This is a genomic window from Aminiphilus circumscriptus DSM 16581, from assembly GCF_000526375.1.
GTDB lineage: Bacteria > Synergistota > Synergistia > Synergistales > Aminiphilaceae > Aminiphilus > Aminiphilus circumscriptus.
On the sequence record NZ_JAFY01000005.1, the window covers coordinates 566,401 to 591,581 of the forward strand.

The 25,181-nt window shown below is 59.5% G+C and carries 20 protein-coding genes; 4 read left to right on the forward strand and 16 right to left on the reverse strand.

Going from position 1 to position 25,181, the window contains the following annotated elements:
* Positions 1 to 2 precede the first annotated feature (2 nt).
* The gene (locus K349_RS19895) at positions 3 to 1,613 is read left to right on the forward strand and encodes a tetratricopeptide repeat protein (RefSeq protein ID WP_029165664.1); all 1,611 of its coding nucleotides are present in this window, start codon (positions 3 to 5) and stop codon (positions 1,611 to 1,613) included.
* A gap of 308 nt (positions 1,614 to 1,921) precedes the next feature.
* Here the strand turns inward: K349_RS19895 and K349_RS0109955 are convergent, their stop codons facing one another.
* Positions 1,922 to 3,694, reverse strand: a complete 1,773-nt coding sequence (locus K349_RS0109955; protein WP_029165665.1) for a glycoside hydrolase family 3 protein — start codon at positions 3,692 to 3,694, stop codon at positions 1,922 to 1,924.
* Between the two features lie 153 nt (positions 3,695 to 3,847).
* Between K349_RS0109955 and K349_RS19175 the strand changes: the two genes are divergently transcribed.
* A complete protein-coding gene (locus tag K349_RS19175; RefSeq protein ID WP_029165666.1) occupies positions 3,848 to 4,660 on the forward strand; it encodes a prepilin peptidase in 813 nt (270 codons plus the stop codon).
* A 161-nt stretch (positions 4,661 to 4,821) separates the two neighbouring features.
* On the forward strand, positions 4,822 to 5,325 hold the full coding sequence (gene gpt / locus K349_RS0109970; RefSeq protein ID WP_029165667.1) for a xanthine phosphoribosyltransferase: 504 nt from the start codon (positions 4,822 to 4,824) through the stop codon (positions 5,323 to 5,325).
* 65 nt (positions 5,326 to 5,390) lie between these two features.
* On the opposite strand, the gene K349_RS0109975 is transcribed toward gpt, so the two are convergent.
* The 15 genes from K349_RS0109975 to K349_RS0110060 form a co-directional block, all read right to left on the reverse strand.
* Positions 5,391 to 6,575 (reverse strand): thiolase family protein, encoded by a 1,185-nt coding sequence (locus K349_RS0109975; protein WP_029165668.1) that lies wholly within the window; start codon positions 6,573 to 6,575, stop codon positions 5,391 to 5,393.
* Positions 6,572 to 7,264: a 3-oxoacid CoA-transferase subunit B gene (locus K349_RS0109980; protein ID WP_029165669.1), complete on the reverse strand. Its 693-nt coding sequence runs from the start codon at positions 7,262 to 7,264 to the stop codon at positions 6,572 to 6,574. The genes K349_RS0109975 and K349_RS0109980 overlap by 4 nt, the downstream gene beginning before the upstream one ends.
* Positions 7,248 to 7,937 carry a CoA transferase subunit A gene (locus K349_RS0109985; RefSeq protein ID WP_029165670.1) on the reverse strand — a complete coding sequence of 230 codons (690 nt, stop codon included), beginning with the start codon at positions 7,935 to 7,937 and terminating at the stop codon, positions 7,248 to 7,250. Before K349_RS0109985 ends, K349_RS0109980 begins: the two co-directional genes overlap by 17 nt.
* 2 nt (positions 7,938 to 7,939) lie before the next feature.
* Entirely contained in the window at positions 7,940 to 9,931 is a 1,992-nt protein-coding gene (locus K349_RS0109990) for a TRAP transporter permease (protein WP_029165671.1), read from the reverse strand.
* 209 nt (positions 9,932 to 10,140) lie between these two features.
* Positions 10,141 to 11,103: a TAXI family TRAP transporter solute-binding subunit gene (locus K349_RS0109995; RefSeq protein WP_029165672.1), complete on the reverse strand. Its 963-nt coding sequence runs from the start codon at positions 11,101 to 11,103 to the stop codon at positions 10,141 to 10,143.
* A gap of 224 nt (positions 11,104 to 11,327) precedes the next feature.
* The gene (locus K349_RS0110000; protein ID WP_245588028.1) at positions 11,328 to 12,671 is read right to left on the reverse strand and encodes an aspartate aminotransferase family protein; all 1,344 of its coding nucleotides are present in this window, start codon (positions 12,669 to 12,671) and stop codon (positions 11,328 to 11,330) included.
* A gap of 440 nt (positions 12,672 to 13,111) precedes the next feature.
* Entirely contained in the window at positions 13,112 to 13,996 is an 885-nt protein-coding gene (locus K349_RS0110005; protein ID WP_169731336.1) for a MurR/RpiR family transcriptional regulator, read from the reverse strand.
* 877 nt (positions 13,997 to 14,873) lie between these two features.
* On the reverse strand, positions 14,874 to 16,190 hold the full coding sequence (locus K349_RS0110015) for a TRAP transporter large permease (RefSeq protein WP_029165676.1): 1,317 nt from the start codon (positions 16,188 to 16,190) through the stop codon (positions 14,874 to 14,876).
* Positions 16,187 to 16,768 carry a TRAP transporter small permease gene (locus K349_RS0110020; protein WP_029165677.1) on the reverse strand — a complete coding sequence of 194 codons (582 nt, stop codon included), beginning with the start codon at positions 16,766 to 16,768 and terminating at the stop codon, positions 16,187 to 16,189. Before K349_RS0110020 ends, K349_RS0110015 begins: the two co-directional genes overlap by 4 nt.
* A gap of 147 nt (positions 16,769 to 16,915) precedes the next feature.
* Positions 16,916 to 17,935, reverse strand: coding sequence for a TRAP transporter substrate-binding protein DctP (gene dctP / locus K349_RS0110025; protein WP_338022318.1), 1,020 nt, complete (start codon positions 17,933 to 17,935; stop codon positions 16,916 to 16,918).
* A gap of 438 nt (positions 17,936 to 18,373) precedes the next feature.
* Entirely contained in the window at positions 18,374 to 19,303 is a 930-nt protein-coding gene (locus K349_RS0110035) for an ABC transporter permease (protein ID WP_029165679.1), read from the reverse strand.
* A gap of 1 nt (position 19,304) precedes the next feature.
* Entirely contained in the window at positions 19,305 to 20,396 is a 1,092-nt protein-coding gene (locus K349_RS0110040; RefSeq protein ID WP_034265316.1) for an ABC transporter permease, read from the reverse strand.
* A complete protein-coding gene (locus tag K349_RS0110045) occupies positions 20,387 to 22,057 on the reverse strand; it encodes an ABC transporter ATP-binding protein (RefSeq protein WP_029165681.1) in 1,671 nt (556 codons plus the stop codon). The genes K349_RS0110040 and K349_RS0110045 overlap by 10 nt, the downstream gene beginning before the upstream one ends.
* Before the next feature lie 165 nt (positions 22,058 to 22,222).
* On the reverse strand, positions 22,223 to 23,308 hold the full coding sequence (locus tag K349_RS0110050) for a BMP family ABC transporter substrate-binding protein (RefSeq protein WP_029165682.1): 1,086 nt from the start codon (positions 23,306 to 23,308) through the stop codon (positions 22,223 to 22,225).
* A 398-nt stretch (positions 23,309 to 23,706) separates the two neighbouring features.
* Positions 23,707 to 23,907 carry a cold-shock protein gene (locus K349_RS0110060; protein WP_029165684.1) on the reverse strand — a complete coding sequence of 67 codons (201 nt, stop codon included), beginning with the start codon at positions 23,905 to 23,907 and terminating at the stop codon, positions 23,707 to 23,709.
* Positions 23,908 to 24,298: 391 nt separating this feature from the next.
* Between K349_RS0110060 and K349_RS0110070 the strand changes: the two genes are divergently transcribed.
* Entirely contained in the window at positions 24,299 to 25,177 is an 879-nt protein-coding gene (locus tag K349_RS0110070; protein WP_169731337.1) for a histidine phosphatase family protein, read from the forward strand.
* The last annotated feature ends 4 nt before the right edge of the window (positions 25,178 to 25,181 follow it).

Below are 25,181 nucleotides of genomic sequence, written 5' to 3' on the forward strand. Positions count from 1 at the left end.
TCATGAAAAGATCCGACGTACAATCCTGGGATACTTGTTGCACCCGACGATCCTCACAGAGGAGGCGGAAAGCCTTCGCCGTACTTCTGTCGCTTTCTCTTCTGTTCTGCACCGTTCTCTCCTCCGTACCCGGCACAGCCGTGACACGGACCGATACACTCTACAAGCAGGCTCTCCAGGCCTACGGGGACAGAAACTACGAGAGAGCCGTCATTCTCTACCGACAGATCCTCGAAGCAGAGCCGGGAAACGCCACGGCCTACGTGGATCTCGGCCTGGCCCTGAAGGAAATGGGAAAACACGAGGAGGCCGCGGCGGCCATCCGCCAGGGACTCGCCATGCGTCCCGGGATGGTCATGGGACACTATTACCTGGCCTCGACACTGGTTTCCCTGGAGCAATGGGAAGAGGCCTCCAGGGCACTCAACGCGGCACTTACTCAAAAACCGGACCTGGAATTCTTCGGCGAGACGAACTACCTTCAGGGCATCATCGCGCTCGGCCTCGGACGCTTCGGCGAAGCCAGGGAAGCACTCGAAAAAGCCCGAAGCAACAATCCCGGCCTCGCTCCCGCCGTGGACATGGCCATGGCGAAAATCGCCCGGCAGGAAGCATCCGCGATGCCGGTGTCCACCCCCATGCCCACGCCTCCCGCAACGGAAGGGCTCCCGGGTCCCACTTCGGCCCCGCCGTTCCCTTCCGGGACAACATCCCTTCCGGCACCATCACCAACAGCGGAGGAACGAATCACTTCCGTTGAAGAAGGACTTCCCTCGTTGGAGGATTTGCTCCCCCCACCGCCGCCACTGGGCGGCACAAGCTCCCGGGAGGAGACGCTCCCACCTCCGCCGCCATTGCCTGAACCGACGGAACCTCCGCCGCCATTGCCTGAACCGACGGAACCTCCGCCCCCCGCTGGAGACGCGCATCCCTCTCCGGCGCCACCGCCGGGGAGCCAGGACGAATTGCCACCGCCGCCAGTGCTGGATCTCCAGGAAAACACCACGGCAAACCGGACACCCCTGGATCAGACGGCGAACCCTCTGAACGCCTCCGGCCCACAGGACTGGATCGAACAAACTCCTCCGCTTCCGCTGGAGGAGCAGGAGCGTCTCGCGACGGAACTCTTTCAGACCCTGGCGAACACCGATGCGGACCAGATCGGAACCTTCATCTCCTTGTACGATCGGGTCCTCACCGAGTGTCCCGACGCGAAACGCGCCCCCGAGGCACTCTGGAGGCTCTCTAACCTCTACCTCCTCGCCTACGACGAGCCGAAGTTTCCCCAGGTCGCTCTTTCACTCGAGCGCCTTCTCCGCCGCTATCCCTCTTCGCCCTTCGTTTCCGACGCACGCAAACGCCTGCTCAGGGCCTACGAGGAGATGGGACACTTTCAAAAGACATTCCCCCTCTACGAGGCGATTCTCGCAGAGGAAACGGCCATGTCCGACGAGGATTTCACGGCCTGGGCGGTCGGATACGGACAGAACCTGGAAAAGACGGGAGACACCGCGAAGGCCAAGGAGTGGTACGGCAAGGCTTTGGAACGGGACGCAGGAAAAGATTCCTTTTCCGCCCGCATCGCCCGGGAGCGCCTCGACGCGCTTCAGTAAAGAAATCTCTGAATAAGGCTACGTCAGCCCCGCAGGGCGCCTCGCAGAGCCTGATGCGACCCGAGTCAAGGAAAAGCCAAAGGTCTTTATTCAGAGCTTCCTAAAGGTTGATGCGGAAAGACCTGCCAAATTTTCCAAGAACTGCCCTTACCCCCGATTCTCAAGAACGCAAGAGGCGACGGAAGCAGCTTCCGTCGCCTCTTAGCCTACAGCGCCTCCGCGAAGCACTCGATGAAACTAACTCTCCGCGTGAAGAAACTCCAACAAAACACTTTGCCGAAAACTCTCCCCGAAGACGAGCACGATCTTTAGAACCGCTCCAATCCCCACCCTCTGGGATAGAACCCCGGAAGTTCCACAGGGAGATGCCCCTTCGGGGACGACACTCCCGAGAGAATGCGGCCGAGGGCTTTCATGGAGGCGGGACGGTCTCCGTAGGTCACCAGATATCCGCACACGTCCTCCACATGGAGCAGATCGTAGGGGGAACGAACGGAAAGGAGCACGAGCCGTTCCTCTCCAAGGCGACGCAGGAGAGCTTTCCACCCGGCGTTGCGGTGCAGATCGTAGCTCCCCGCAAAGACCGTTTCCCGCTCCTCCAGAGCCGCACATGCCTCCTCCATGTCCTCCGATGCCGGGTCGAGGGGAAGAAGCATCGGCACGAAGCCCGGACACTCCAGCAGGAGCGGCGCCAGAGCAGATTCGTATTCTTTAGGCCAGACGAGAGGAATTTTCTCTCCCGCAAGAGGAAGGACCGAGGCCTTCGCGCCTCCGGATACGGCGCATCCTCCGGAGCCCCTACGGTTCGGATTCCGCACCAGCGTCACGCTTCGCTCGGCGATCTCCTCCGCCACCGCGAGGGATTCCGGCGCCGCCAGCCGGTCCAGATCGCCCTCTCTTGGCCAGGGGTCGTCAAGGATGCCCAGAGCTTCCTTCGCCCGAAGGATGCGGGCCACGGCCCCGTCGATACGGGATTCCGGAATCCGTCCGCTCCGCACCGCCTCGACGAGAAACGCGAAGACTCCATCCTGTTCCTCCGGTTCGTGCCCTTTGTCTGCGCCAAAGATGAGCATGTCCGCTCCGGCGAGCACCGCAAGAACCGAAGCCTCCTCCATGCCCCAGTGCTGGTCGATGGCCCCCATGCCCATGGAATCCGTCACGAGAAGTCCCTCGAATCCCATTTCCTGCCGGAGAAGATCCTGGAGGATTGCCGACGAAAGCGTGGCGGGACGGACTGCACCGTCGGGCTCCAGGGCGGGAACTTCCACATGGGCCGTCATGATCGCCGGCACACCCTGTCCGATCATGGCCCGAAAGGGAGCGAGTTCCACCTTCTCCAGTGCCTCTCTGTCCTTGCGGAGCACTGGCAGTCCCAGGTGGGAATCCGTGTCCGTGTCCCCATGGCCGGGAAAATGCTTTGCCGTGCAGAGGACACGCTCTCCTGCGTAGGGAACGATCATGGCCGTTCCCATGTCCGCCACGAGGCCCGGATCGGAACCGAAGGAGCGGATGCCGATGATGGTATTCGCGGGGTTGCTGTTCACGTCCGTCACGGGAGCATAGTTCCAGGTGATGCCCAGGATGCGCAGCTCCCGGGCCTGCAGACGCGCCTGCGTGGCGGCGAGAGACGTTTCGCCCGTCGCGCCGAGAGCCATGTTCCCCGGAAAGACCGTGACCCCGCTCGTGAGGCGGGAAATGAGCCCCCCCTCCTGGTCGATGGCGACGAAGAGCGGCAGGACACCGGCGCTTTTCGCGCACGTTTGGATTCCTCGCACGAGCCCGGCCACTTGGGACGTGCTCTCCACGTTGCCGGAAACGCTGTAGAGGATGACACCCCCGAGACGTACCGTTTCAAGACGTCGGGCAAGTTCCGGAGACAGGGAGTTCCCCCGGAAAAAGCCGATCATCATCTGCCCGACCTTTTCCTCCACGGTCATGGAGACGAGGAGATCCTCCACCCTGTTCCCCGCGGCAGAAGCCTTCCGCGGCAAGGCGAGGGGAAAAAGCGCTCCCGCGAGGAGTGGCAGGAGCAACGCCAGGCGACACAACAACGAGACCTTGCGGAAAGAATGGAACGACATGGACACGAGACACTCCTCCTTGAGCGACCGCGCTGTTTTCCCCAGTCCGGACGACGAAAAAGAAACCAACGGAATTCCCCGGTGAATTTCCGAAAGAATACTGTTATAACTATACCATTTACCGCACACGGAAACAGTGGAGGGGTGCCCTTGGTGTGGCTGGTCGTTCTTTTTTCTTTCGGCTTTCTGCTCGGAAGCGTTCTTGGATCCTTCCTGAACGTGGTCGCCCGCCGTACCGTCGCGGGGGAATCCTGGTGGGGAAAATCCCGCTCCCGTTGCGACACCTGCGGGACTCCTCTCACGTCCTCAGAACTGATTCCGCTCCTTTCCTGGCTCGTCCAGAGGGGGCGCTGCCGCACCTGCGGCGCGGCCATCCCGAGATCCTATTTCTATGTAGAACTTGTCTGTGCCCTCATCGGCGCTCTCGTCACGGCACGCTGGGGACAGTTCCTTCCGGAAAGCGTTTCAAACGGAAAGGCCCTTCTCCCTCTCCTGCTCGCCTCGATAGCGGCCTATTCCCTCTATCTGAACGCCCTTACGGACCTCTACAGCGGTTACATCTTCGACCTCTTCGCCCTCGCCCCGGGAGCCCTGGGACTCCTGCTCCGCGTCGGGGGCGGCGAACATGCCCTCATTGACGGCCTGCTCGGCGCCGCGCTCGGATACGGCATCATCGCCTGCATCATCCTTTTGAGTCGTGGAGGCATGGGGTGGGGAGACGCACATCTCATGGCAGGACTTGGAGGAATCCTTGGATGGAAAATGACCGGCACCGCACTCTATTTCGGCTTTCTCCTCGGGGGATTCTGGGCGGTGCTGCTCCTTGTCACGGGGAGGGCAAAGCGCAAGGACGCCATTCCGCTCGGTCCGTTTCTCGCCCTGGGTGGAATCGCAGCGATCCTCTGCGGCCCGAGCTTCCTCGCCTGGTTCGGCATCGCTTCCGAGTGGCCGTGGAACACCTTGTAAACCATTTTTCCGGAAAGGGGAACAGAGACTTCCGCTGCAGTGTCCCGTTCGCAGCGTGGAAAGCCTTTAGCCGCTCCGGCTGAGAAAGTTTCCGGGGGAGTGTGCATTCCAGCGCTCCTTCGCACCACCATTCCTGTCTCATCTCAAGGAGGAATCCGTTCATGTCCGCCGGTGACCGCTATCACAAAACTTTCCCCGTCTCGTGGGAACAGCTTCATCGGGATTGCCGCGCTCTCGCATGGCGTCTTGTCGCTCTTCGTCCCTGGACCCGGATCATCGCCGTCGCCAGGGGCGGGCTCGTTCCCGCGGCGATCATCGCCAGAGAACTCGACATCCGCCTCGTGGACACGGTGTGCATCTCCAGCTACACTCTGCGTACCCAAGGGGAACCCGCCATTCTCAAGCAAGCGCAATGTCTGGACAGGGAGGAGGAAACGCTCCTCATCGTGGACGACCTGGTGGACACGGGCAAGACCGCCAAGATTGTCCGCGACATCTTTCCCACCGCACATTTCGCCACGGTCTACGCAAAGCCCGATGGAAGACCGCTGGTGAACACGTTCATCACCGAAGTGAGCCAGGACACGTGGATCCTCTTTCCCTGGGACGCGGAAACACACGTGGAGTTCGTCCATCCCATCGCGATGAAACGCACCGACGGATAACCCTTCCTCCGGAGAGCGCGAACCGCTCTGGGTGGCGCGGCGCGTTCTCCGGAGTCGCGGAAACGTCAGGTCAGGCGACGGACGACGAGAGCCACACCCTGTCCTCCGCCAATGCAGGCGGTGGCAAGTCCGAGTTCCTTGTCCAGAGAACGGAGCGCGTAGAGAAGCGTGGTGAGAATCTTCGCTCCCGTGGCGCCGATGGGGTGCCCCAAGGCAATGGCACCGCCCCTGACATTGCAGCGGTCCATGTCGAAGGGAAGCGCCCGGTGCACCGCCAGAACCTGCGCGGCGAAGGCCTCGTTCAGCTCGATGAGTTCCATGTCCTCCAGGGCAAATCCGCTCCGCTGAAGCGCCTTCGGCACCGCGTAGACCGGGCCGAGCCCCATGTGATCGGGAGCGCACGCCGCCGATGCGTACCCCAGGATTTCCGCCATGGGGCGGAGCCCCTGTGCCGCAGCCCATTCTCCATCGGCCACGACAAGAGCGCTTCCGGCGTCGCAGAGAGCCGAGCTGGTTCCAGCCGTGACGCTGCCCCCCTTCTTGAAAATGGGCTCCAGTGCGGCGAGCCTGTCCAGGGAGGTGTCCGCCCGAGGGATTTCCTCCGTGTCGAAGGCGATCTCTCCCTTTTTTTTGTCCTTCAATCGAACGGGGAAAACCTCGTCCCGGAAGGCCCCGGTCTCCACGGCCCGCACGGCCAGACGATGACTCCGCAGCGCGAATTCGTCCTGTTCCCTCCTGGAAATACCGTACTCCTCCACAAGAATCTCCGCCGTGGCGCCCATGAGCATCCCCGCCATCCGGCAGAAAAATCCGTCCGCATGAAGTGCGTCCAAGGTCGGCACGTCACCCATGCGATGCCCCCAGCGGGCTTTCTTGAGCAGGTAGGGCACATTGGAGGCGCTCTCCATTCCTCCCGCGAGAATCACCGCCGCGTCACCGAGACGCACCCGGTCTGCGGCGAGCATGACCGTACGCAAACCGGAGCCGCAGCGCTTGTTCACCGTGAACGCCGGAACTGTTTCAGGAAGGCCCGATTCCACCGTGGCAATACGGGCCGGGTTGGAACCGACCCCTGCCTGCCAGCCGTTGCCGAGGATGACCTCCTCTACGACATCGTCGTCGATCCCCGCCCTCCGCACCGCCTCCCTCAGAGCCAGCGCGCCCAGCCGAGGCGCATCCATCTCCGCCAGCGCTCCGCCGAATTTTCCCCCCGCAGTGCGGCATGCGGCAAGGATCACCGCCCGTCTCATGCGACCACCTCTTCCTTCTCGACGCCCTTCATCGGCAGCAGGGGATCCGCAACGACAAATTCCGCCTCCGTGGCGGCCCGCACCTGGTCGAGCGTGACCTCCGGAGCAATTTCCTCGAGCACCAGTTTTCCCTCCCGGAAACGGAGCACCGCAAATTCCGTCACGATGAGGCTCACCACACCCTTTCCCGTGAGAGGGAGCCTGCATTTCCGAAGGATTTTGGGCTCTCCCTTCTTGTTCGTATGCGTCGTGGCGAGGATCACCCGGCGGGCTCCCGTGACCAGGTCCATGGCACCACCCATGCCGGGAACCATCTTGCCGGGAATCATCCAGTTGGCGAGGTTCGCCTCCTGATCCACCTCGAGTGTGCCGAGCACCGTGGCATCCAGGTGTCCACCCCGAATGAGGCCGAAGCTGAGATCGCTGGCGATGCAGGATCCTCCCGGAAGTACGGAGAGACAACGTCCTCCAGCACCGATGTAGCGCAGATCTTCCTTTTCCGGTTTCGGCCCCGCCCCCACCACGCCGTTTTCAGTCTGAAAGATCACGTGCACGTCCTCGGGAATATAGTCCGAGACAAGCGTGGGAATACCGATCCCCAGATTCACCACGTCCCCGTTCTCGAACTCCATGGCGATGCGCCGGGCGATTCGGTGGCGCACCCGTTCTTCATCAAGTTCTGGAAGCATAGTAGGAATCCCCCTTCATGACGAGAATGTCCACGAGAATGCCCGGCGTGACGATATCCTCCGCATCGAGTCCTCCCGGCGAAAGAATCTCGTCCACCTCGGCGATGACCAGATCCGCTGCGGTCGCCATGACGGGATTGAAATTCCGGTTCGTCCCCCGATAGGTCAGATTTCCCATGGTATCGGCGCGGAAGGCCCGCAGAAGAGCCACTTCCGCCCGGAGAGGCAGCTCCAGAATATAGCGTTTCCCCTGCACTTCCAGAACCTGTTTTCCCTCCTCCACGACGGTTCCCACGCCGGTAGGCGTGAGTATTCCTCCCAGGCCGAATCCCCCCGCTCGGATCCGTTCCGCGAAGGTTCCCTGGGGAACGAGCTCCAACTCCATCTTTCCCTCGTTGAAGAGGCGCTGTGTAGTTTTATTGAGCCCCACATGCGAAGCGACGACTTTTTTCACCCGTCCTTCCCGGACAAGCCTCCCGTGCCCCACATCGTCGTAGGCCGTGTCGTTGGCAATAAGTGTCAAATTCGTCGCACCCTGCTCAAGAAGCGCCTCCACAAGAGTGTAGGGCACACCACCGTAGTTGAACCCCCCTATCATGACCGTTGCGCCGGAGGCAATGCCCGCCACGGCCTCTCGGGCTGACAGGACAGGTTTGACGATTCTCTTCGACATACTCACTCCTCCTTGCCGACACTGTTCGATGCGTGGGGAACCGCCACGGATGGGGCAACCCCCCGTCCCACCTTGTGTTTCTGCAGAAGATAGACACCGATGAGCAGTGCCAGTGCCACTGCATCGGTGTAGATATTCGGGACGATGAGCAGGAACGGTACGATGAAGAGCGCGAGACGCTCAGGCAGCGAAAGAGGGGCCACATAATATCCCTGCACCGCCGCGGAAAGCCCGACGATACCCATGAGAGCCGTGACACACCCCAGCACGATGCGGAGCAGGTTTCCCTGAAAGAGGAGGTAGCTGTTGTAGACGAACATGTAGGGGACGAGAAATCCCGCCACGGCAACGCTCAGAGCCACGAATCCCGTCTTCAGAGGATTCGACTTGGAAAGCCCTGCCGCCGCGTAGGTGGCGAGCGCAACCGGGGGCGTCACGTCCGCGAGAACGCCGAAGTAGAGACAGAAAAGGTGAGCCGACATGAGGGGTACGCCCATCTGGGCCAGGGCTGGGGCAGCAAGTGTGGAGGTGATGATGTACTGGGCCGTGGTGGGAACGCCCATGCCGAGAATGATGGAACCCACCATGGTGAGCATCAGCGCCAGGGGCAGAATGCCGTGGGAGAGGCTCATCACGAAGGAGGAGAAAGCCAGTCCGACACCAGTGATGCCGATGACTCCGATGACGAGACCGCTGCACGCGCAAGCTGCGGCGACCTCCACGGCGTTGATCGCCCCGTTGATGAGGGAGTCCAGAATTCTCCGTGGCGTCATGCGGTATTTTTCCTGCCCGAGCCAGGAGGCGACGACAAGACAGATGATGGACCAGAAAACCGCCTTCACCGCGGAGTAGCCCGTCGCGAGGAATCCCACGAGGGCAACGATGGGAAGCAGCAGATGCCATCCCTCGCGGAAGACTTCCTTCACATTCCGCAGTTCCACTCCTGAAATACCCATGATCCCCCGTTTTCCTGAACGGAAATGCACCATGGCGATGATAGAGATGAAGTAGAGCGTCGCGGGAATCGCCGCGGCAACGACAATTTCCCAGTAGGAAATTCCGAGGAACTGGGCCATGATGAACGCCGCCGCTCCCATGACGGGGGGCATGACCTGTCCACCCGTGGATGCCGCGGCAACGACGGCCCCGGAAAATTCCGAGGTGTAACCCGCCCGCTTCATGAGGGGAATCGTGAAGGAACCCGTGGTCACGGCATTTGCCACCGAACTGCCCGAGACGGTCCCCATGAGGGCACTCGCGACCACCGCCGCTTTCGCGGGTCCACCCTGACTGCGTCCCGTAAGGGCCAAAGAGAGATCGATGAAGAACTGCCCGGCCCCCGACACGTTGAGAATAGAGCCGAAGAGAACGAAGAGAAAAATGAACGACGCGGAGACACCCAGCGGAACGCCGAAGATGCCGTCGGTCCGGAGATACTGGAAGGGTGCGAGTTCCTCCAGCGGAAATCCGCCGTGGGCGAGCATCCCCGGAAAATACGGACCGAACAGCGCATAGAGCATCGCCACGATGGCCACGATGGGAAGGGGCCATCCCATGGAACGCCGCGCCGCTTCAAGAACGAGGAGCACCATGATGACACCGAGAGAAATGTCCGACGGAATCGCCATGCCCTCTCGCATGGAAATGGCGTCCCAGTTGAGAATGATGTTCATACACCCGATCACGAGCAATCCCGCGAAAATCCAATCCCAGAAATCGATGCGGTCGCCGGGACGTTTCTTGGATATCGGGTAAAGAAGAAAGATCAACACTCCCATGAGCATCCAGTGGATGCTCCGCTGATAAATCGCCGCCATCAGGCCAAACGCCGCCGTGTACAGATGAAAGAGTGACGCGGCAATGGCGATGGTCGCCACGAGCCAATAGCGCCACCCCTGTAGATTCCGCTTGCGCCTTTCAAACTCCTCCAAAAGTTCCTTTTCCCCGAGGGGCGCCTCATCCGAAATTTTCGTCGTTTCGTTTTCGTTGATCATGCCTACCGTACCTCCCAGGCTGTCTGGAGCGACGCACCGTTTTCGTTCTCCGGAAAAATCTCACGGAAAATTCAGACATTCATCGAGTTCCCTCCACCATGTCTTCCTCCCCCGCGGCATTTCCCGCAACCGGCCAAAGCGGTGGAAATACCGGGCCCGTTCTGCGGCGGATCGGGACAATTCGATCCGCCGCAGAACGGGCCATCAGCTTATTTCTTCATGGAAATGCCCTGTTCCTCGAAGTATTTCACGGCGCCGGGATGGAAATCGATGATACCGATGCTCGCCTTCTCGGGAACAAAATTCTCCGCCTGGGGAGTGATCTGGAGGAATTTTTCCCGGTTTTCCACAAGCGTCTTCACCAGATCGTAGGCGAGTTTCTCGTCCATGTCGTTCCGGACGACCAGATAATTGCCATCCGCCACGGTGAGAACATCCTCGGTCATGCCGGGATAGGTGTCTTTCGTGATCTTGTGAGGAACCAGGAAGGGATTGTTCGCGACAACCTTGTCCACGACATCCTGGGGAAGGGGAACGAGGACCACGTCACGCTGTGCCGCCACCTCGAGGACGGAGGCTCCAGGAGCCGCGAAATTCCAGAACACCGCATCCACGTTGCCGTCCTTGAGCGCCATGACGCCTTCGGGCTGCGTGAGCTGTTGCTTAGAGATATCCTTGTCGGGATCGATCCCCGCCTCCTTGAGGATGAGCATGGTGAGCACCTGGTCACCGCCGCCGGGAGCGCCCACGGAGACTCGTTTTCCCTTGATGTCCTCAAGGGATTTGATTCCCGTCTTCGACGTGGTCACCAAATGCTGCGGGGCGGGATACATGTTCATGAGGATGTTCAGGGGAAGTTTGCCGTCCTGCTCGAAAGCTCCCACACCGAACGCCGCCTGGTATAGCGTGGATCCCATGGACATGCCGATCTGGACCGTATTTTTGGCGACGAGGCGGCAGTTCTCCCGGGATGCCGAAGTCGAACGGGAGGTGGCCTTCACGCCGATGTCCGCCTGACTCAGGACTTCAGCCATGGCACCGCCGAGGGGGTAATAGGTGCCTCCCACTCCGCCGGACCCGATGGTGATGAAGGTGGTCGCGGCGAACGCCGCCGCTCCCAGGAAAATCGCGCCGATAAGAGCCGCTGTCACAGTGATGGAGAATCTCTTCATGAGTCTCTCTCCTCCTTTTCTCATGGACACCTCCGGGAAAATCCGCTGTGGCCCTTTCCCGAAACAACCTCTCGCCTTGAATTTCGTCCTCCACCTCTCCCGTTGTTCCGTCTTCTCCTCGTCCTCACCACCTTCCTTCTGGGGCGTCGCACCTTCCTTCGCGGCGTCTTCTCTTTATGGCAACGCGGACCGAATACTCTTTCCACCTGTATTCCGAAGGAAAATCAGGAACGGAGACGATTCTCCGCGGCACGAAGCCCTTCCTCCAGACGTCCCACGATCTCGTCCACCTCCGTCTGGGTGACGATCAGGGGGGGAGCCACCATGAACTGATCTCCCGCGACACCGTCGATCTGTCCGCTGCCGGGATACACCACCAAACCTCGTTTCATGCATTCTCCGGTCACCACCGCCGCGGCCTTTTTCTCCGGCGCAAAGGGCTTCTTCGTCGCCTTGTTCTCCACAAGTTCGATTCCCCGCATGAGCCCCATGCCGCGCACCTCGCCGACGAGGGAAAGATCCGCGAGGGGAGCGAGCGCTTTCTCCAGTCGCTCTCCCATGACGGCGGCGTTTTCGAAGACCTTCGCCGCTTTCATGTAGCGGAGCGTCGCCGCCACCGCCGCTCCCGTGACAGGATTGGCATTGTACGTATGGCCGTGCATGAAGGAGCCGCTTCCCGAGCGGAGCACCTCCACAATGTCGTCCCGGACAAACATGGCTCCCACGGGAGCGTATCCTCCGGACAGCGCCTTCGCGGAACAGATGATGTCGGGAACAACCTTCCAATGATCGACACAGAAGGGTTTACCCGTTCTTCCAACGCCCGTCATGATCTCGTCGGCGACGAGCAGCACGTCGTACCGGCTGCAGATCTCCCGCACGAGAGGCCAGTATCCCTCCGGAGGATTCAGGGCTCCGACGGTGGACCCCACAACGGGTTCCGCCAAAAAAGCCGCCACGTACTGGGGACCGATGCGGCGGATCGTCTGCTCCAAGGCATGGGCACATCGCAGATCGCAGGAAGGATGTTCCAGTCCGAAGGGACAACGGTAGCAGTAATGGGGCTCGATTTTCGGCCCTTCGAGAAAGAGCGGAGAGAACATCCGACGACGGGCCATGTTTCCGCCGAGTCCCATGGCACCGAGAGTACTGCCGTGGTAGGATGCCCAGCGGGCGATACACACCGACTTGGAAGAGGAAAGGCCATCCCGCTCCACAAAATACTGGCGAACCATCTTCACCGCCGATTCGATGGCCTCGCTGCCCCCGCTCACGAACCAGACGCTCCGGAGATCGGCCGGAGCAATGGAAGCGGCTTCCTTGGCCGCATCCAGAGCAGCGGCGTTCATCCACCGTGACGGATGCGCGAACTCCAGCGTTTCGAGCTGCCGCGTCATGGCCGCCACAATCTCCTTGTTGCCGTGCCCTACACTGGAAAGAAGCGCGCCACTGCATCCGTCGATATAGGCGCGACCACTTTCGTCATAGATGTAGATGCCCTCGCCTCGGACAGCCATGGGCATTTCCGTCTTGTAACTTCTGGGAATCAGGTTCCCCCACTCGGACACATCCTCATCTCCCTTCCCGCTCTTGTCAGTTCCGTCGTTCCGGCTCCTCCTGTTTGCGCCCTCTCCGACGAAACAGGATTTCTCGGGCCGTTTTCTCGATACGTTCCGAACCCGTGCCGCACCTTGTCCTGCCCGCCATCGCCCCCTCCAAACCCGCTCCTTCCTCTGGTTTTTCATGTCGAAGGGCAACAAAACAACAGCACGCCTCTTCTCGAGGCGTTCATTCCGTCCCTTCGTGAACTCGAAAATGCCTCTTCCTCACTCCTCAGGGATCGCGTTTCTCGTGGAACATCCCTTTTCTTGAAGGAAATTCGTCATCCACAACGGAACACGGGAAGTCATCCTGCGAGAAAAACCCAGAAGGAGCGACGGAAAAAACAAGAACATCGTGTCTCACCCTAGGGAAAAAGGGCCGACATTACGGGGAAAGGCTCCAATCCTCAGCACCTGCGCGGTGGCTCTCCCGTCTCTCGGCGAGCCGCATCCGGTCGTACCACCCCGTCGTAGACGCGGTTTCTGCTCCAGTACTCCTCGAGCGCTTCGAGCTTCTCCGCCGCTTCCTCTCCGAGGTGGGAGGAGACGGACAGCACGAGACAGTTGATCACGGAAAGAGGGGCGGCGAAGGAATCGATGAAGGACACCGGGCGATAGGGAACGGTCACCACGTAGGTGGACCGCATCGCCAGAGGACTTCCGGGCGAATCCGTAATCGCCGCGGTGTGGAGTCCAAGGGTTTTCGCATCCTCAAGAACGCGAAGGGTCCAACTGGAATAGCGGGGAAAGCTGATGCCGACCACAAGGCTCTCGTGAGGCGCGTTGAAGAGGGTTTCGTAAGGAATGTCCGGGCTCAGAAGCTTGACATTGGGAAGAATCCAGGAAAGATAAAAAGAGAAATAATAGGCGAGTGCGAAGGAACTTCGGTTTCCCGCAATATAGACGGCTCCGGATGCGGCAAGCGCCCTTCCGAGGGCATCCACGTCACTCTCGGACGTGTTCGTCCGAATCGCGGCGACGGCCTCCAGATCATCCCGCACGACCCTGTCGAAAAGACTCGATTCTTCCTCCGGTGCATATTCCTTCATTCGCTCGAGCGTTGAAAGTCGCTGCAGAAGCGCGTCCCCAACAGCCTCACGGAACAGCGTGTACCCTTCGTAACCGAGAAAGGCCGCAAAACGAATCATCGTCGCCTCACTCACACCGATGCGTTCCGCCAGCTCCGCAGCGGAGAGAAATGCCGCATCCCGGAGATGCTCGAGCACGTATGCGGCGATTTTTGTCTGCGCCGGAGACATGTCGGAACGCTTTGCTGTAATGCGATCCCGCACGAAAAAACCCCCTCGCGAATGAATAAAAAGCATCATTGTCACTTTTTAAATGAAGGATTTCCTTCACAGAATACTACGCAAAAAAATCTTTCTTGTCAACGCATCCTTTTGTCGCTGTGACGGGACAGGGACAACGTCATTCCTGAAACGGGACGGGGGAAATGTCATCTGTCCTTCTCTGCGGACGATGAGACGTGATGTTTTTACGCCTGAAGGAAGCAAACAAAGCGAAGGTTCTGGACAGGACTGCGAAAGGAGAGAAAACGGCGGCGGAAGGATTCGCGGACTGTCGTCTTGTTTTGGAGCGACCTGCTCCTCTCAATTTTGCGAAAGACATTGCACGTTATGGTACGTTACCACTCCGTCCGGAGGGTACGGAATCGCATCGGCAACGCCACAAGGCGGTTTTTTACAGAGCCGGAAGCGGAAGGTGGGGAAAGGCGGCACACACAAAGGCGGAGCAACGGCCGGAGATGAAACGTTGCAGGCGAGGCAACACAGAAAGGAACACCGCAGGGAAAACCGTGTCCTCCAAAGCGACATGGCAAACACAGACGAGGGAGCCGCGGAGGCGATCCTTGTCGTCGGATCTCCCCCGCGGCTCCCTTGTACAGACAAAAACGACCCGTGATCGGTTGCGCCTCTTCAGGAGGCGCGGCAGATTTTTCTCCAGGCAGACGTGACAACAGAACGGAATCCCTCCGCCCAGGGAGGATCGGCCCATTGCTTCTTCACCGCAGTCCTGGAAAAGGCACCACAGACCATACACCCCCAAAAGGCATAGGGGGAACCGGTAAGAAGTCCTCCAGCAAGGCAGAGAAAACAGAGCCCTGCAAAAAAGTTCCGATAGAAAGAGCTGCTCGCCGTCACCGTAGCGTCACCAGGGCGTTCCCAGGATCACGTGGGGCAGAAAGAGCACCAGCTTGGGGCAATAAGCCGTGAAAAGCAGCACCGGCAGCCAGCAGAGCAACATGAACCACAGAGCGGGGCGCATCATTTCGTTGATAGGTGCGTTGGCAAGGCGTCCCCCAAGGTAGAGCACCGGGGCGGCGGGAGGCGTGATGCAGCCGAGCCCCGTGTTGACGCCAACGATGGCCGCGTAGTGGATAGGATTGAACCCCAGCTCAAGAATGATGGGCATGAGAATGGGCGTGGTGAGCACCACGACACTGATGTCGTCCATGAGCATTCCCATGATGACAAGGAAAATGTTGATCATACAGAGGATCACCCAACGGTTTTCCGAGACGGACCTGAAGAGGATCAGAAGCCGCGAGGGGAGGTCCTCCAGCAGATAGAGGCGGCTCAGCATGGACACGGAGAAGAGCATGGCCATGATGACTCCCGTGGTCACTCCCGACTCCACCACCACATTCCAGAGTCCTTTGAGATCGAGTCCCCGGTAGACGAACATGCCCACGGGAATGGCGTAGAGCACTGCCGCCGCCGATGCCTCCGTGGTGGTCATGATACCGCCGTAGATTCCTCCGAGGACGATGACGGGAAGCATCAACGCCGGAAGCGCACGCTTTCCCCGCTCCCGGAAGAGCGCCCATTTTTCCTCCGCGCTCCGTCTGTGGGCCACGAGAACCGACTCGTTGTTCCGGAGGAGCCACATGTTCACCGCACAGATGAGCACTGTGGTGAGGATGCCCGGCATCACCGTGGAGAGAAAGCACGCCAGGACAGGCTGGCCGCTGATCCAGGCGAAGATGATGAGCGTGGCGTTCGGAGGGATGAGAAGCCCCAGCAGGGACGCGTTGGCCATGAGGGCCGCCGCGTGTCCACGCGGATACCCTCCCGCCTCGAGGCGGGGAAACATGATGGAACCGATGCAGGAAAGAGTGGCGCAGGCCGCTCCGGAGATGGAGCCGAAGACGGCGCAGGAGATAGTTCCCACGATGCCGAGCCCGCCCCGGAGATGTCCCACGAACACGTCCACCAGATCGATGAGTTTCTCTCCGATGCGCCCTCGTTCCATGATGCCCCCTGCCATGATGAAGAGAGCGATGGCGATGAGCGAGACGGAATTCATCTGGGTGAAAGCATAGGGAAGGAGCTGGCTTGGAGCGTAACCGCCGCCGCCGGGTCCGCCGAAGAAGATCAACCATCCCGCCGAGGCCATGAAGCTGACTGGAACGGGAACACCGAGCATCAGCGACGCCAGGAGAATGACAATGGCCACGTAGATCATGACCGACCTCCGGAGAACAGGGATTTTGTGCTCTTGAACAACTCGAGACTGAAGTAGTAAAGCATGAAGATGAATCCGATGAAGATCGCCAGATAGGACGTCCACAGAGGAATGCGCCACACCGTCGTCATCGGAATGGCCACCCCGGTTCCCAAGGGTCCCATGAAGCCGAACATGAAGAAATCGTAGCCGTACCAGACAAAGAGGAGCGTAACGCCGACGGTCACGAGATTTTTCAAGAAGATCAGAAAGCGTTTTACATGCCCATCCGGGACATAGGACTGAACGAGGTCCGCAGAGACGTGCGTCCCGTTGAAAGCCCCGATGGCGGCTCCGGAAAAATAGAGCCAGAAGGCGAAGAGCTTCACCCACTCTTCGTAGCCGTAGAGATCGCCCTTGAGGACATAACGGACGAAAGTGGCGGCACCGATGAGGATCGTGAGCAGAAAGGACATACCGAAGGTCACGCTGGAAAAGGTAGTGATGACGATCCTGTCGAACAAGGTCTTGGGCTTTTTGCACCCGGAATTTTCCTCACAGACGGAACAGGAAGACATGAGACGTGCCCCCTCCCACATGCGAAAGTCCTCCCGCCCCTCGCCGGATGGGCACGCCTCTCCGGCAGAGGGCCGAGGGAAGACTCCCCCTCAGCGTTTTTCATCGTGTTGCGTTCCGGGAAAGGTTTTCGCAGGGGACACCTCGCCCGGAACGCAACGGATTCGGAGCTATTTCCCCGGCGCCATTTCCTTGCGGAACTCATCCATGAGTTCCTTGGTCATGTTCTTCTCCAACCGTGCCCACGTTCCGGCGCAGGCTTCGGAAAGGGGAAGGAGTTCACTCTCCTCGTAGGTGAACACTTGGATGCCCTTATCCCGCATGAGCTGCATGTACTTCTCATCCTCCGCCTTGGCCTGTTCGATGCTCTTCGCCGCCGCGTGGTTCACTGCCTCCTGAACGATGGCCCTGTCCTCGGGGGAAAGCTTCTCCCAAACCTTGCCGCTCATCATGTAGTTGATGCACTCCAGGGAATAGTTGGTCATGTACCAGTACTTGAGCACATCCCGGAGCATGGTGTAGGCGGCAGCGGTGGAGTAGCCGTTCACACCCTCGCAGACCCCCGTCTGAAGAGCCTGGTAGACGTCCGCATAGGGAATCGTGACGGTGCGGTAACCCATGGCCTCGGCACCAAGCTTGTACACATCCATGTTGGGAACGCGCACGAGCACATCCTTGGCAACCGTGGGATCAAGGGGATCCTTGGCGGGCTTCGTGGTGCCCGTACCGATCATGCCTTCCACGAAAAAGCCGAGAAGTTTCACGCCGAGACGGCTGTTGAGTTCATCCATCTTTCCGAAGAGCCACGCATCGGGGGCGAAGATTTTTTTCACATCCTCGTACCCTTTCACATAGCCGTTGATGTAGAGCAGTTCCAGGCGGGGATCGAACTGACTGGGCACGGACGTGCAGGACATGTCAATGGTGCCGCGAATGAGTTCCTCGTAGACCAGGGTGTAGTCACCCAGTTGATTGGCGGGGAAAATCTTGATCTCGATGCGACCGTTGCTCTTCTCGGCCACTTCCTGAGCAATCTCGTTCATCAGGATCGTCGCGGGATGGTCCGCGGGATTCTGCCCGGCGAAATTGAGGGTGATTTCAGGTGCCGCAAAGGCGGAACCCGTCAAAACGAACAGCATACAGGCGATCAGTGCTCCACTCAGGGAAAATCGTTTCTTGTTCGTAGTCACCGACATCCACTCCTTTTCGTCAAATCCGGATAGTGCCAGGAGAAACAATACGACAGGAACCGCCGATTTCCCGACTCAAATTGCTGGGGCAACACCCCCTATGTGATGTATGATGTATTATATACTACATGAACAATGCTAGAGGTTCAGGCATCCTCTTGTCAACCCTCTCTCTCTTCTTTTTTTGACCGCCTAGTCGAAAAAACACAACGAGAGAGACGGAAAACACCTTTCGAGATGTTCTCCATTCTCTCTCGTTATCTGCAAAAACAGAGGAAAGTCGAAAAAGGAGAAAGACTTTCGGAGCGTGGTTTCTTGTTTCTCTTGAGAGCAGTCCGCCGCATAAAAACCGGAGACGTATCGCTTGTTAAATAAAATTATTTTAAATCAAAACTATTCCTTCTCGAAGAACTCCGGGTGTCTTTCGTCTCTGATATTTCAGTCTCGCTCCTCTCGGTGATAGGGTTGTCCAAGTGACGCGGGAGCACCCCAAAGAATACCCTTTCCCTTTCTCACGGAAATGACGAAAAGAACAAAAATCGTGAACACGTAGGGAAGCATGAGCAGGAGAGGCGCGGGAATACTCGTTCCGGCAGCCTGGATGCGAAGCTGAAGCGCTCCCACTCCACCGAAGAGGTACGCGCCTCCCACAGCCCGAAGTGGGTGCCAGATGGCGAAGATCACCAGCGCCACGGCGATCCATCCTCGTCCCGCCGTCATGAGATCTCCCCACATTTTGGTATAAACCACGGACATGTACGCTCCGCCCACCGCGACGATGCCTCCACCGATCACGGTATAGAGATAGCGCAGCCTCGTGGAGGAAAGTCCCATGGCATCCACCACCCGAGGTGCGTCTCCAACGGCCCGGAGCGCGAGTCCCGCCCGTGTGGCCCAGAGAAACCAGGTCAGAAACACTGCCAGTCCGTAGGAAAGATAGACCAGCGGATCCTGGTCGAAAAATGTCGGGCCGAGAACGGGAATTTTCGAGAGGAGAGGAATCGCCATGCCGCCAATGCCGGGAATGGTTTCTCCGATGAAACCTCGCCCGAGCAGCGAGGAAAGCCCCGTGCCGAACATGGTCAGCGCAAGGCCGCTCACCACCTGGTTCGCACGCCCCGTGATGCAGAGAAAGGCATGCACGAGAGCGAGAAGACATCCGGAGAGAAAGGCGGCGGCGATGCCCAGCCAGGCGTTTCCCGTACCACTGGCGACACTGAATCCCGTAAAGGCTCCCACGAGCATGAGCCCCTCGAGTCCCAGGTTGAGAATGCCCGATCTTTCCGTGAGAATCTCCCCCAGAGTGGCGTAGAGGATGGGTGTGCCGCTGCGCACGGCGGCGGCGAGAATGGGAACGAGCATCTCCACGTCAGTTCGCCTCCTTCGGAGAGTCTGGGGCGCTTCGGACGAAACGCACCCGATACGTGAGAAAGAATTCCGCCCCGAGCACCGCGAAGAGGATCAGGCCCTGCAGAACCTGAATACTCGACAGCGGGAGGCGCATGACCACTTGGAGCGTATCCCCTCCGACGAGCAGTGCGCCGAGAAGAAAAGCCACTCCCATGATGGCGAGCGGATTCAGCCGGGCAAGCCAGGCTACGATGATCGCCGTATACCCATAACCTGGGGAAAAACCGTGCTGGAGACGTCCCTGCAACCCCGCCATCTCGCACATGCCCGAAAAACCGGCGACGGCTCCGGAGACGAACATCACGAGCACCGCATTTCGGAGAAAATCTATTCCCGCATACCGGGCTGCTTTTGGATTCGCCCCGATGACGCGCACCTCGAATCCCCATTTCGTCCACCGGAAAACGATATGGAGCAACACGGCGAAGAGCACGGCGAAAAAGATGCCCAGATGCACCCGGCTGTCGAAAAACTGCGGCAGCCTCGCGGCAGCGGGAAAGGGAGCGGTCATGGGAAAACCGAGACTCGCGGGATCCTTCCAAGGACCGTAGACAAAGTAATCCACGACGTGGATGGCGATGTAGTTCAGCATGAGCGTGGTGATGATCTCGTTCACATTCCATCGGGCCTTGAGATACCCCGCGAAGGCACCCCAGGTGCCTCCGGCCAAAGCAGCCGCCCCGGCCATGAGACAGAACATGACAAGCGAGTTGTCCACGAAGGCGAAACGAACTGCCGCGGCCGCAGCGAGAGCCCCCATGTAGAGCTGGCCTTCCGCGCCGATGTTCCAGACCTGCATGCGAAAGGAGAGAGCCACCGCAAGCCCGGCCAACGTCAGGGGAACCGCCTTGACGAGGGTCTCGCTGATGCCGTACCAGTCGCCGAGAGAGCCCCGCAGCATGGCCGCATACGCGGCAAGGGGAGATACGCCGAGAAGCGCCAGGAGAATCGCCCCGGCGATAAGGGCGCCCACCACGGCTCCGACGGGAACGAGCACTTCGAGCCAGACGGGAACGCGCACCCGTTTTTCCGTCACGATTCTCAGGCCCATGGCGTCCTTCCCTCCTCGCCTTCCGACCGGAAGGCTTTTTTCTGTACTGCGCCGTCTCCGGCGAAAAACGTGCCCGGATCGCGAAGCGGCCCCGGAAGAGGAGGGTCACCGCGTTTCCTCCGTCCTTGGAGCACTTCCTCCAGCGGAGTTCCCGCCATGAGCAGGCCGAGTTCCTCCTCGTCCAGGGCTCTCGGGTCCTCCGTGATGCCCATGATTCGCCCCTGATGGATCACCGCCAGGCGGTCGCTCAACGCGAGCAGCTCCTCCAGGTCCTCGGACACGAGAAAGACCGCCGCTCCGCGGTCCCGCTGCTCGAGAAGGCGCTCCCGAACATATTCCGTGGCCCCCACATCGAGCCCCCATGTAGGCTGGACCGCGATGATCGCCTTCGGGTTGTCGCTCAGTTCCCGGGCAAGCATGAGTTTCTGCAAGTTGCCTCCGGAAAGAGCGCGTATGGGGATGCCGAGACCCGGCGTGATCACGCCGAAGCGCTCCACGAGACGTCCCGTGTACCCCGCCACCACTTCCCAATCGATGAACCACCGACCCCGTGCGAAAGGTTTCTTCCAGTACTTGCGGAGCACCACATTCTCCCGGATGTTCATGGAGGGGACGAGCCCCGTTCCCTTGCGGTCCTCGGGAATATAGGCAACCCCCCTGTCCAGAAAGGCTCTCGGAGAGGCATTGCGCATCTCCCGCCCCTGAACGAGCACGTCTCCGGATTCACTCCCGCGAAGTCCCACCATGGCCTCGCAGAGTTCAAGCTGACCGTTTCCGGTCACGCCGGCGAGGCCGAAGATCTCCTTCTGGCGCAGTTTCAGGGAGACCCCCTGGACGGCAATGTTTCCTCGTTCTCCACGAACGACGAGATCCCGCACTTCCAGAAAGACCGGACCTCTTTCCGTCGTCGGTGGAGCACTGTTGAAAAAAACCTGACGTCCCACCATCATCTCCGCCAGTTTTTCCTTGGTCGCCCCGACGGCGTCGAAGGTCCCGATCTTTCTTCCCTTGCGGAGGATGGAGATGCGGTCCGACACGGCGAGAACCTCATCGAGTTTGTGGGAGATGAAAACGATACCGTGCCCTTCGCCGCGCATCTGGCGAATGGTGGCAAAGAGGCTCTGGACCTCCTGAGGGATGAGCACCGCCGTGGGTTCGTCGAGGACAAGAATCCTGGCATGTCGGTAAAGAGCCTTGAGAATCGCCACCCGCTGCTGCTCTCCAATAGAAAGCTGCCAGACCGGAGCCAGAGGGTCCACCCGAAGGGCGTATCTTTCGGAGATCTCCTCGATGCGTCGGACAATGTCCTTGCGGGGAAGCACCTTGGGAAGCGCATCAAGGCCCAGAACCATATTCTCCCACACGGTTTGGGCGGGAACGAGCATGAAATGCTGATGCACCATGCCGATACCAGCAGCGATGGCATCTCGGGGGGTTCTGAAGCGACGGAGTTCGCCATCGATCTCTATATCCCCTCCGTCCGGTTTGTAAAGACCACAGAGAACGTTCATGAGCGTGCTTTTTCCCGCACCGTTCTCCCCCAGCAGGGTATGCACCTCCCCGGCACGCACGTCGAAATCAATCGCATCGTTCGCCTTGACGCCCAGGAAACGTTTGGTTATCCCCCGCATGGAGACGAGGGGCGGAATTTCGGCTGCCATAAAGTCCCCTCCCGGCTCTGTTTCGACTTGCCCTATCTTACACGACATGGCTGCGGCGGTCGATGCGAAGGGCCGTGCGCGATGCGCACGGCCCTTCGACGCCCTCTCCAGGCTTTCGCCTCATCAGAAAAGGCAAAGAATCCGGCAGAGGATGACGGATGAAGGTTATTTCGGAATGTCCCCCTCGACGCCCTCCACAAACCAGTTGAAGCTGAGCATATCCGCATCGCTCATGACCGCTTTTTCGGGAATCCGTTCCGTTCCGCTCTGATCTCGAATGGGACCCGTGAAGACGTCCCACTCGCCCCGAACGATCTTCTGCTTTTCCTCTTCCACGAGAGCCTTCACATCCTCGGGGACATCCTTTCCGTAAGGCGAGAGCGCAACGAGCCCTTCCCGGAGGCCCCACCAGATATCCTGGGATTTCCATGTTCCGCCGATAACCTCGCTGGCGATCTTCGTGTAGACTATGCCCCAGTTCCACACGGGAGCGGTGAGGTGTTTCGTGGGAGCATATTTGCTCATGTCGTTGTTGTACCCCACCACATAGACTCCCGCTTCCTCCGCGGCCTGCGGCGCGGCTCCCGTGTCGGCGTGCATGGCGATCACGTCGGATCCGGCATCGATGAGAGCCTTTGCGGCTTCCTTTTCCTTACCAGGATCGAACCACGAGAAGATCCAGACCACTTTGACCTTCGCGTCGGGGTTGACCTTGCGAACACCCAGGGTGAAGGCGTTGATGCCCCGGATCACCTCGGGGATGGGGTGAGCCGCCACGTAGCCGATGACGTTCTTCTTCGTCATCTTCCCCGCCACGAGTCCCGACAGGTATCTGGCCTGGTACATGCGACCGAAATAGGTCCCCACGTTTTCCGCTCGTTTGTAGCCGGAGCAGTGCATGAACACGACGTTAGGATATTTCTTCGCCACTTCGAGCGTCGCGTCCATATATCCGAAAGAAGTCGTGAAAACAAGCTTGGAACCATTCCGCACAAAGGTCTCCATCACTCGGGCGCTGTCAGGGCCCTCAGGAACGGATTCCACGATGCTCGACACCACGCCCGGAAGCACTTTCTCCATGTCCAGGCGCCCCTGCTCGTGCATGTAGGTCCATCCGCCGTCACCGACGGGGCCCACATAGACGAAACCAGGCTTCAGATCCTCCGGTTTCACCGGCGCGTTCGCCCAGGCCGGACCGAACAGGGCCGTCACCAACAGGACCGCCGCAACACCCAACAACAGCTTCCGCATCTTCCATCACGCCTCCTCTCGGATTTCCGAAGCACCTCGGCTCCGGACGATCATAACATTACTCCCTTTTCCGCCGCCTCGCGCAAAAATGTTTTCTGTTTAACTCCCGACAACAACATTCTCGGCAAGGTGCCAAAACACCCTTCAAAATTGTATCATAGCTTCCTCTCTCCGCATTCCGCAAAAACATCGCGGAACCGATTTCGGAATGCAAAGAACTCCGATCCGACATGAAAAACGTCATCCCACAAAATCCATTCCATAATGAAAGGGCAAATGAAAAGGCGGCGGTTTCCCCTCAGGAAAACCGCCGCCCTATCCACATCACATCCAATGAGACCAGGGAAAAACAAAGCCATGCGCGCCGCAGCGCCCGTCTTCTCCGCCACTCCCCGCGACTAGATCTTCGTTACGTTGACCGCCTGGGGTCCCTTCTGTCCCTGCGTCACCTCGAAGGAAACCTTCTGGCCTTCCGCGAGCGTCTTGAACCCGTCGCCGAGGATGGCGCTGTAGTGCACAAAGACATCCTTACCTTCGTCCGTGGTGATAAACCCATAGCCCTTCGTTTCGTTGAACCACTTAACCGTTCCCTGTGCCAAGGTAAAGCCTCCCAAAACCTTTGGATTTATCGGAATAGAATTCCCGACATCTATAACGATAATCCCCTCCGGCGGAATTGTCAAGCTACGCATCATGGTCTCACGACGCAAACAGATTCGCAACAGGTTGTTGTCGATTTCACCAAAATGACTCTGGCAAGCTCCCCATGGCACGTGGGACAATGAACCCGTCACCGCGGAGATCCGGATCAGGAAATGCACCCGAGGAAGAGACGTGGTCTCTCGAAAGGAACCTTCGTCACGGAAAGGATTTTTTGCTGGAAAGCCTCCGCATCCGAGACGAAACGCGACAACGTATCTGGAAGTTCCCCTCTTGTGCCCCGCTCAATAAAAGCGGAGGGAGAAAATGCTCACCCGGGAGGTTCTCATCATGGAAACGAATCGCATCCTTCGTGTCAAAGCTTCGCCCAAGCTACAGGAAGAACGGCTCCGGCGTCTGCTTCGGATTCTCCTGTTGCGTCACGGCGAGCCGCTCTTTCCCGGAAAAACACGACGCTTTCTCGGCTCCACGGACGTACCGCTCTCCCCGAAGGGGCGCGAACAAGCGGAAGCCATGCGCTCCGCCCTGCGGGATCTCCCCCTGAGCCGCATCATCACCAGCCCTCTCCGACGGGCTTCCGAGACGGCGTCTCTTCTCGCGGCAGGCCACTCTTCACGAGTAGAAATCGTCGAGGCGCTCCGGGAAATCCACCTGGGAACATGGGAAAGTCGGACGTTCGACGACGTCGCCGCCGCCGAGCCCGAACTGTTCGCGGCACGAGGACGGGATCTCTGGAATGTACGCCCTCCAAAGGGAGAAAGCTTCCGGGACGCCGCTTCCCGCGCACTTCCGGTCTTCACGGCTCTTCTCGCCACGCGAAGCGGCTCTTCCTCCGGAGAACGCCGCATCCAGGAAGAACAGGAGATGCTGATTCCCCCCTCCCGCAGAGGACTTCCTTTTCCCGCTTCGACACAGCGCATCCCCGACGAAGTAATCCTCTTCGTCGGTCATGCGGGTATTTTCCGACTGATCCTCGCAGCAGCGCTGCGGATTCCCCTTGAGGCGACCTTCCGCATGGAGCAGGACTATTGCGGGGTCCACGTGCTGGAGCAACGGGAGCTCCTGAATGAGGAAACCGGCCATCTCCGGAGCAGGCATCAAGAGACGGAGGGAACCGCTCCCGCCGAGGACGAGAGCCCCACCTTTTCCGAGAATATGTCTTTCCGGCTCCTTCGTCTCAACTGGAACACCACTCTCCCGGAGGCATGATCTT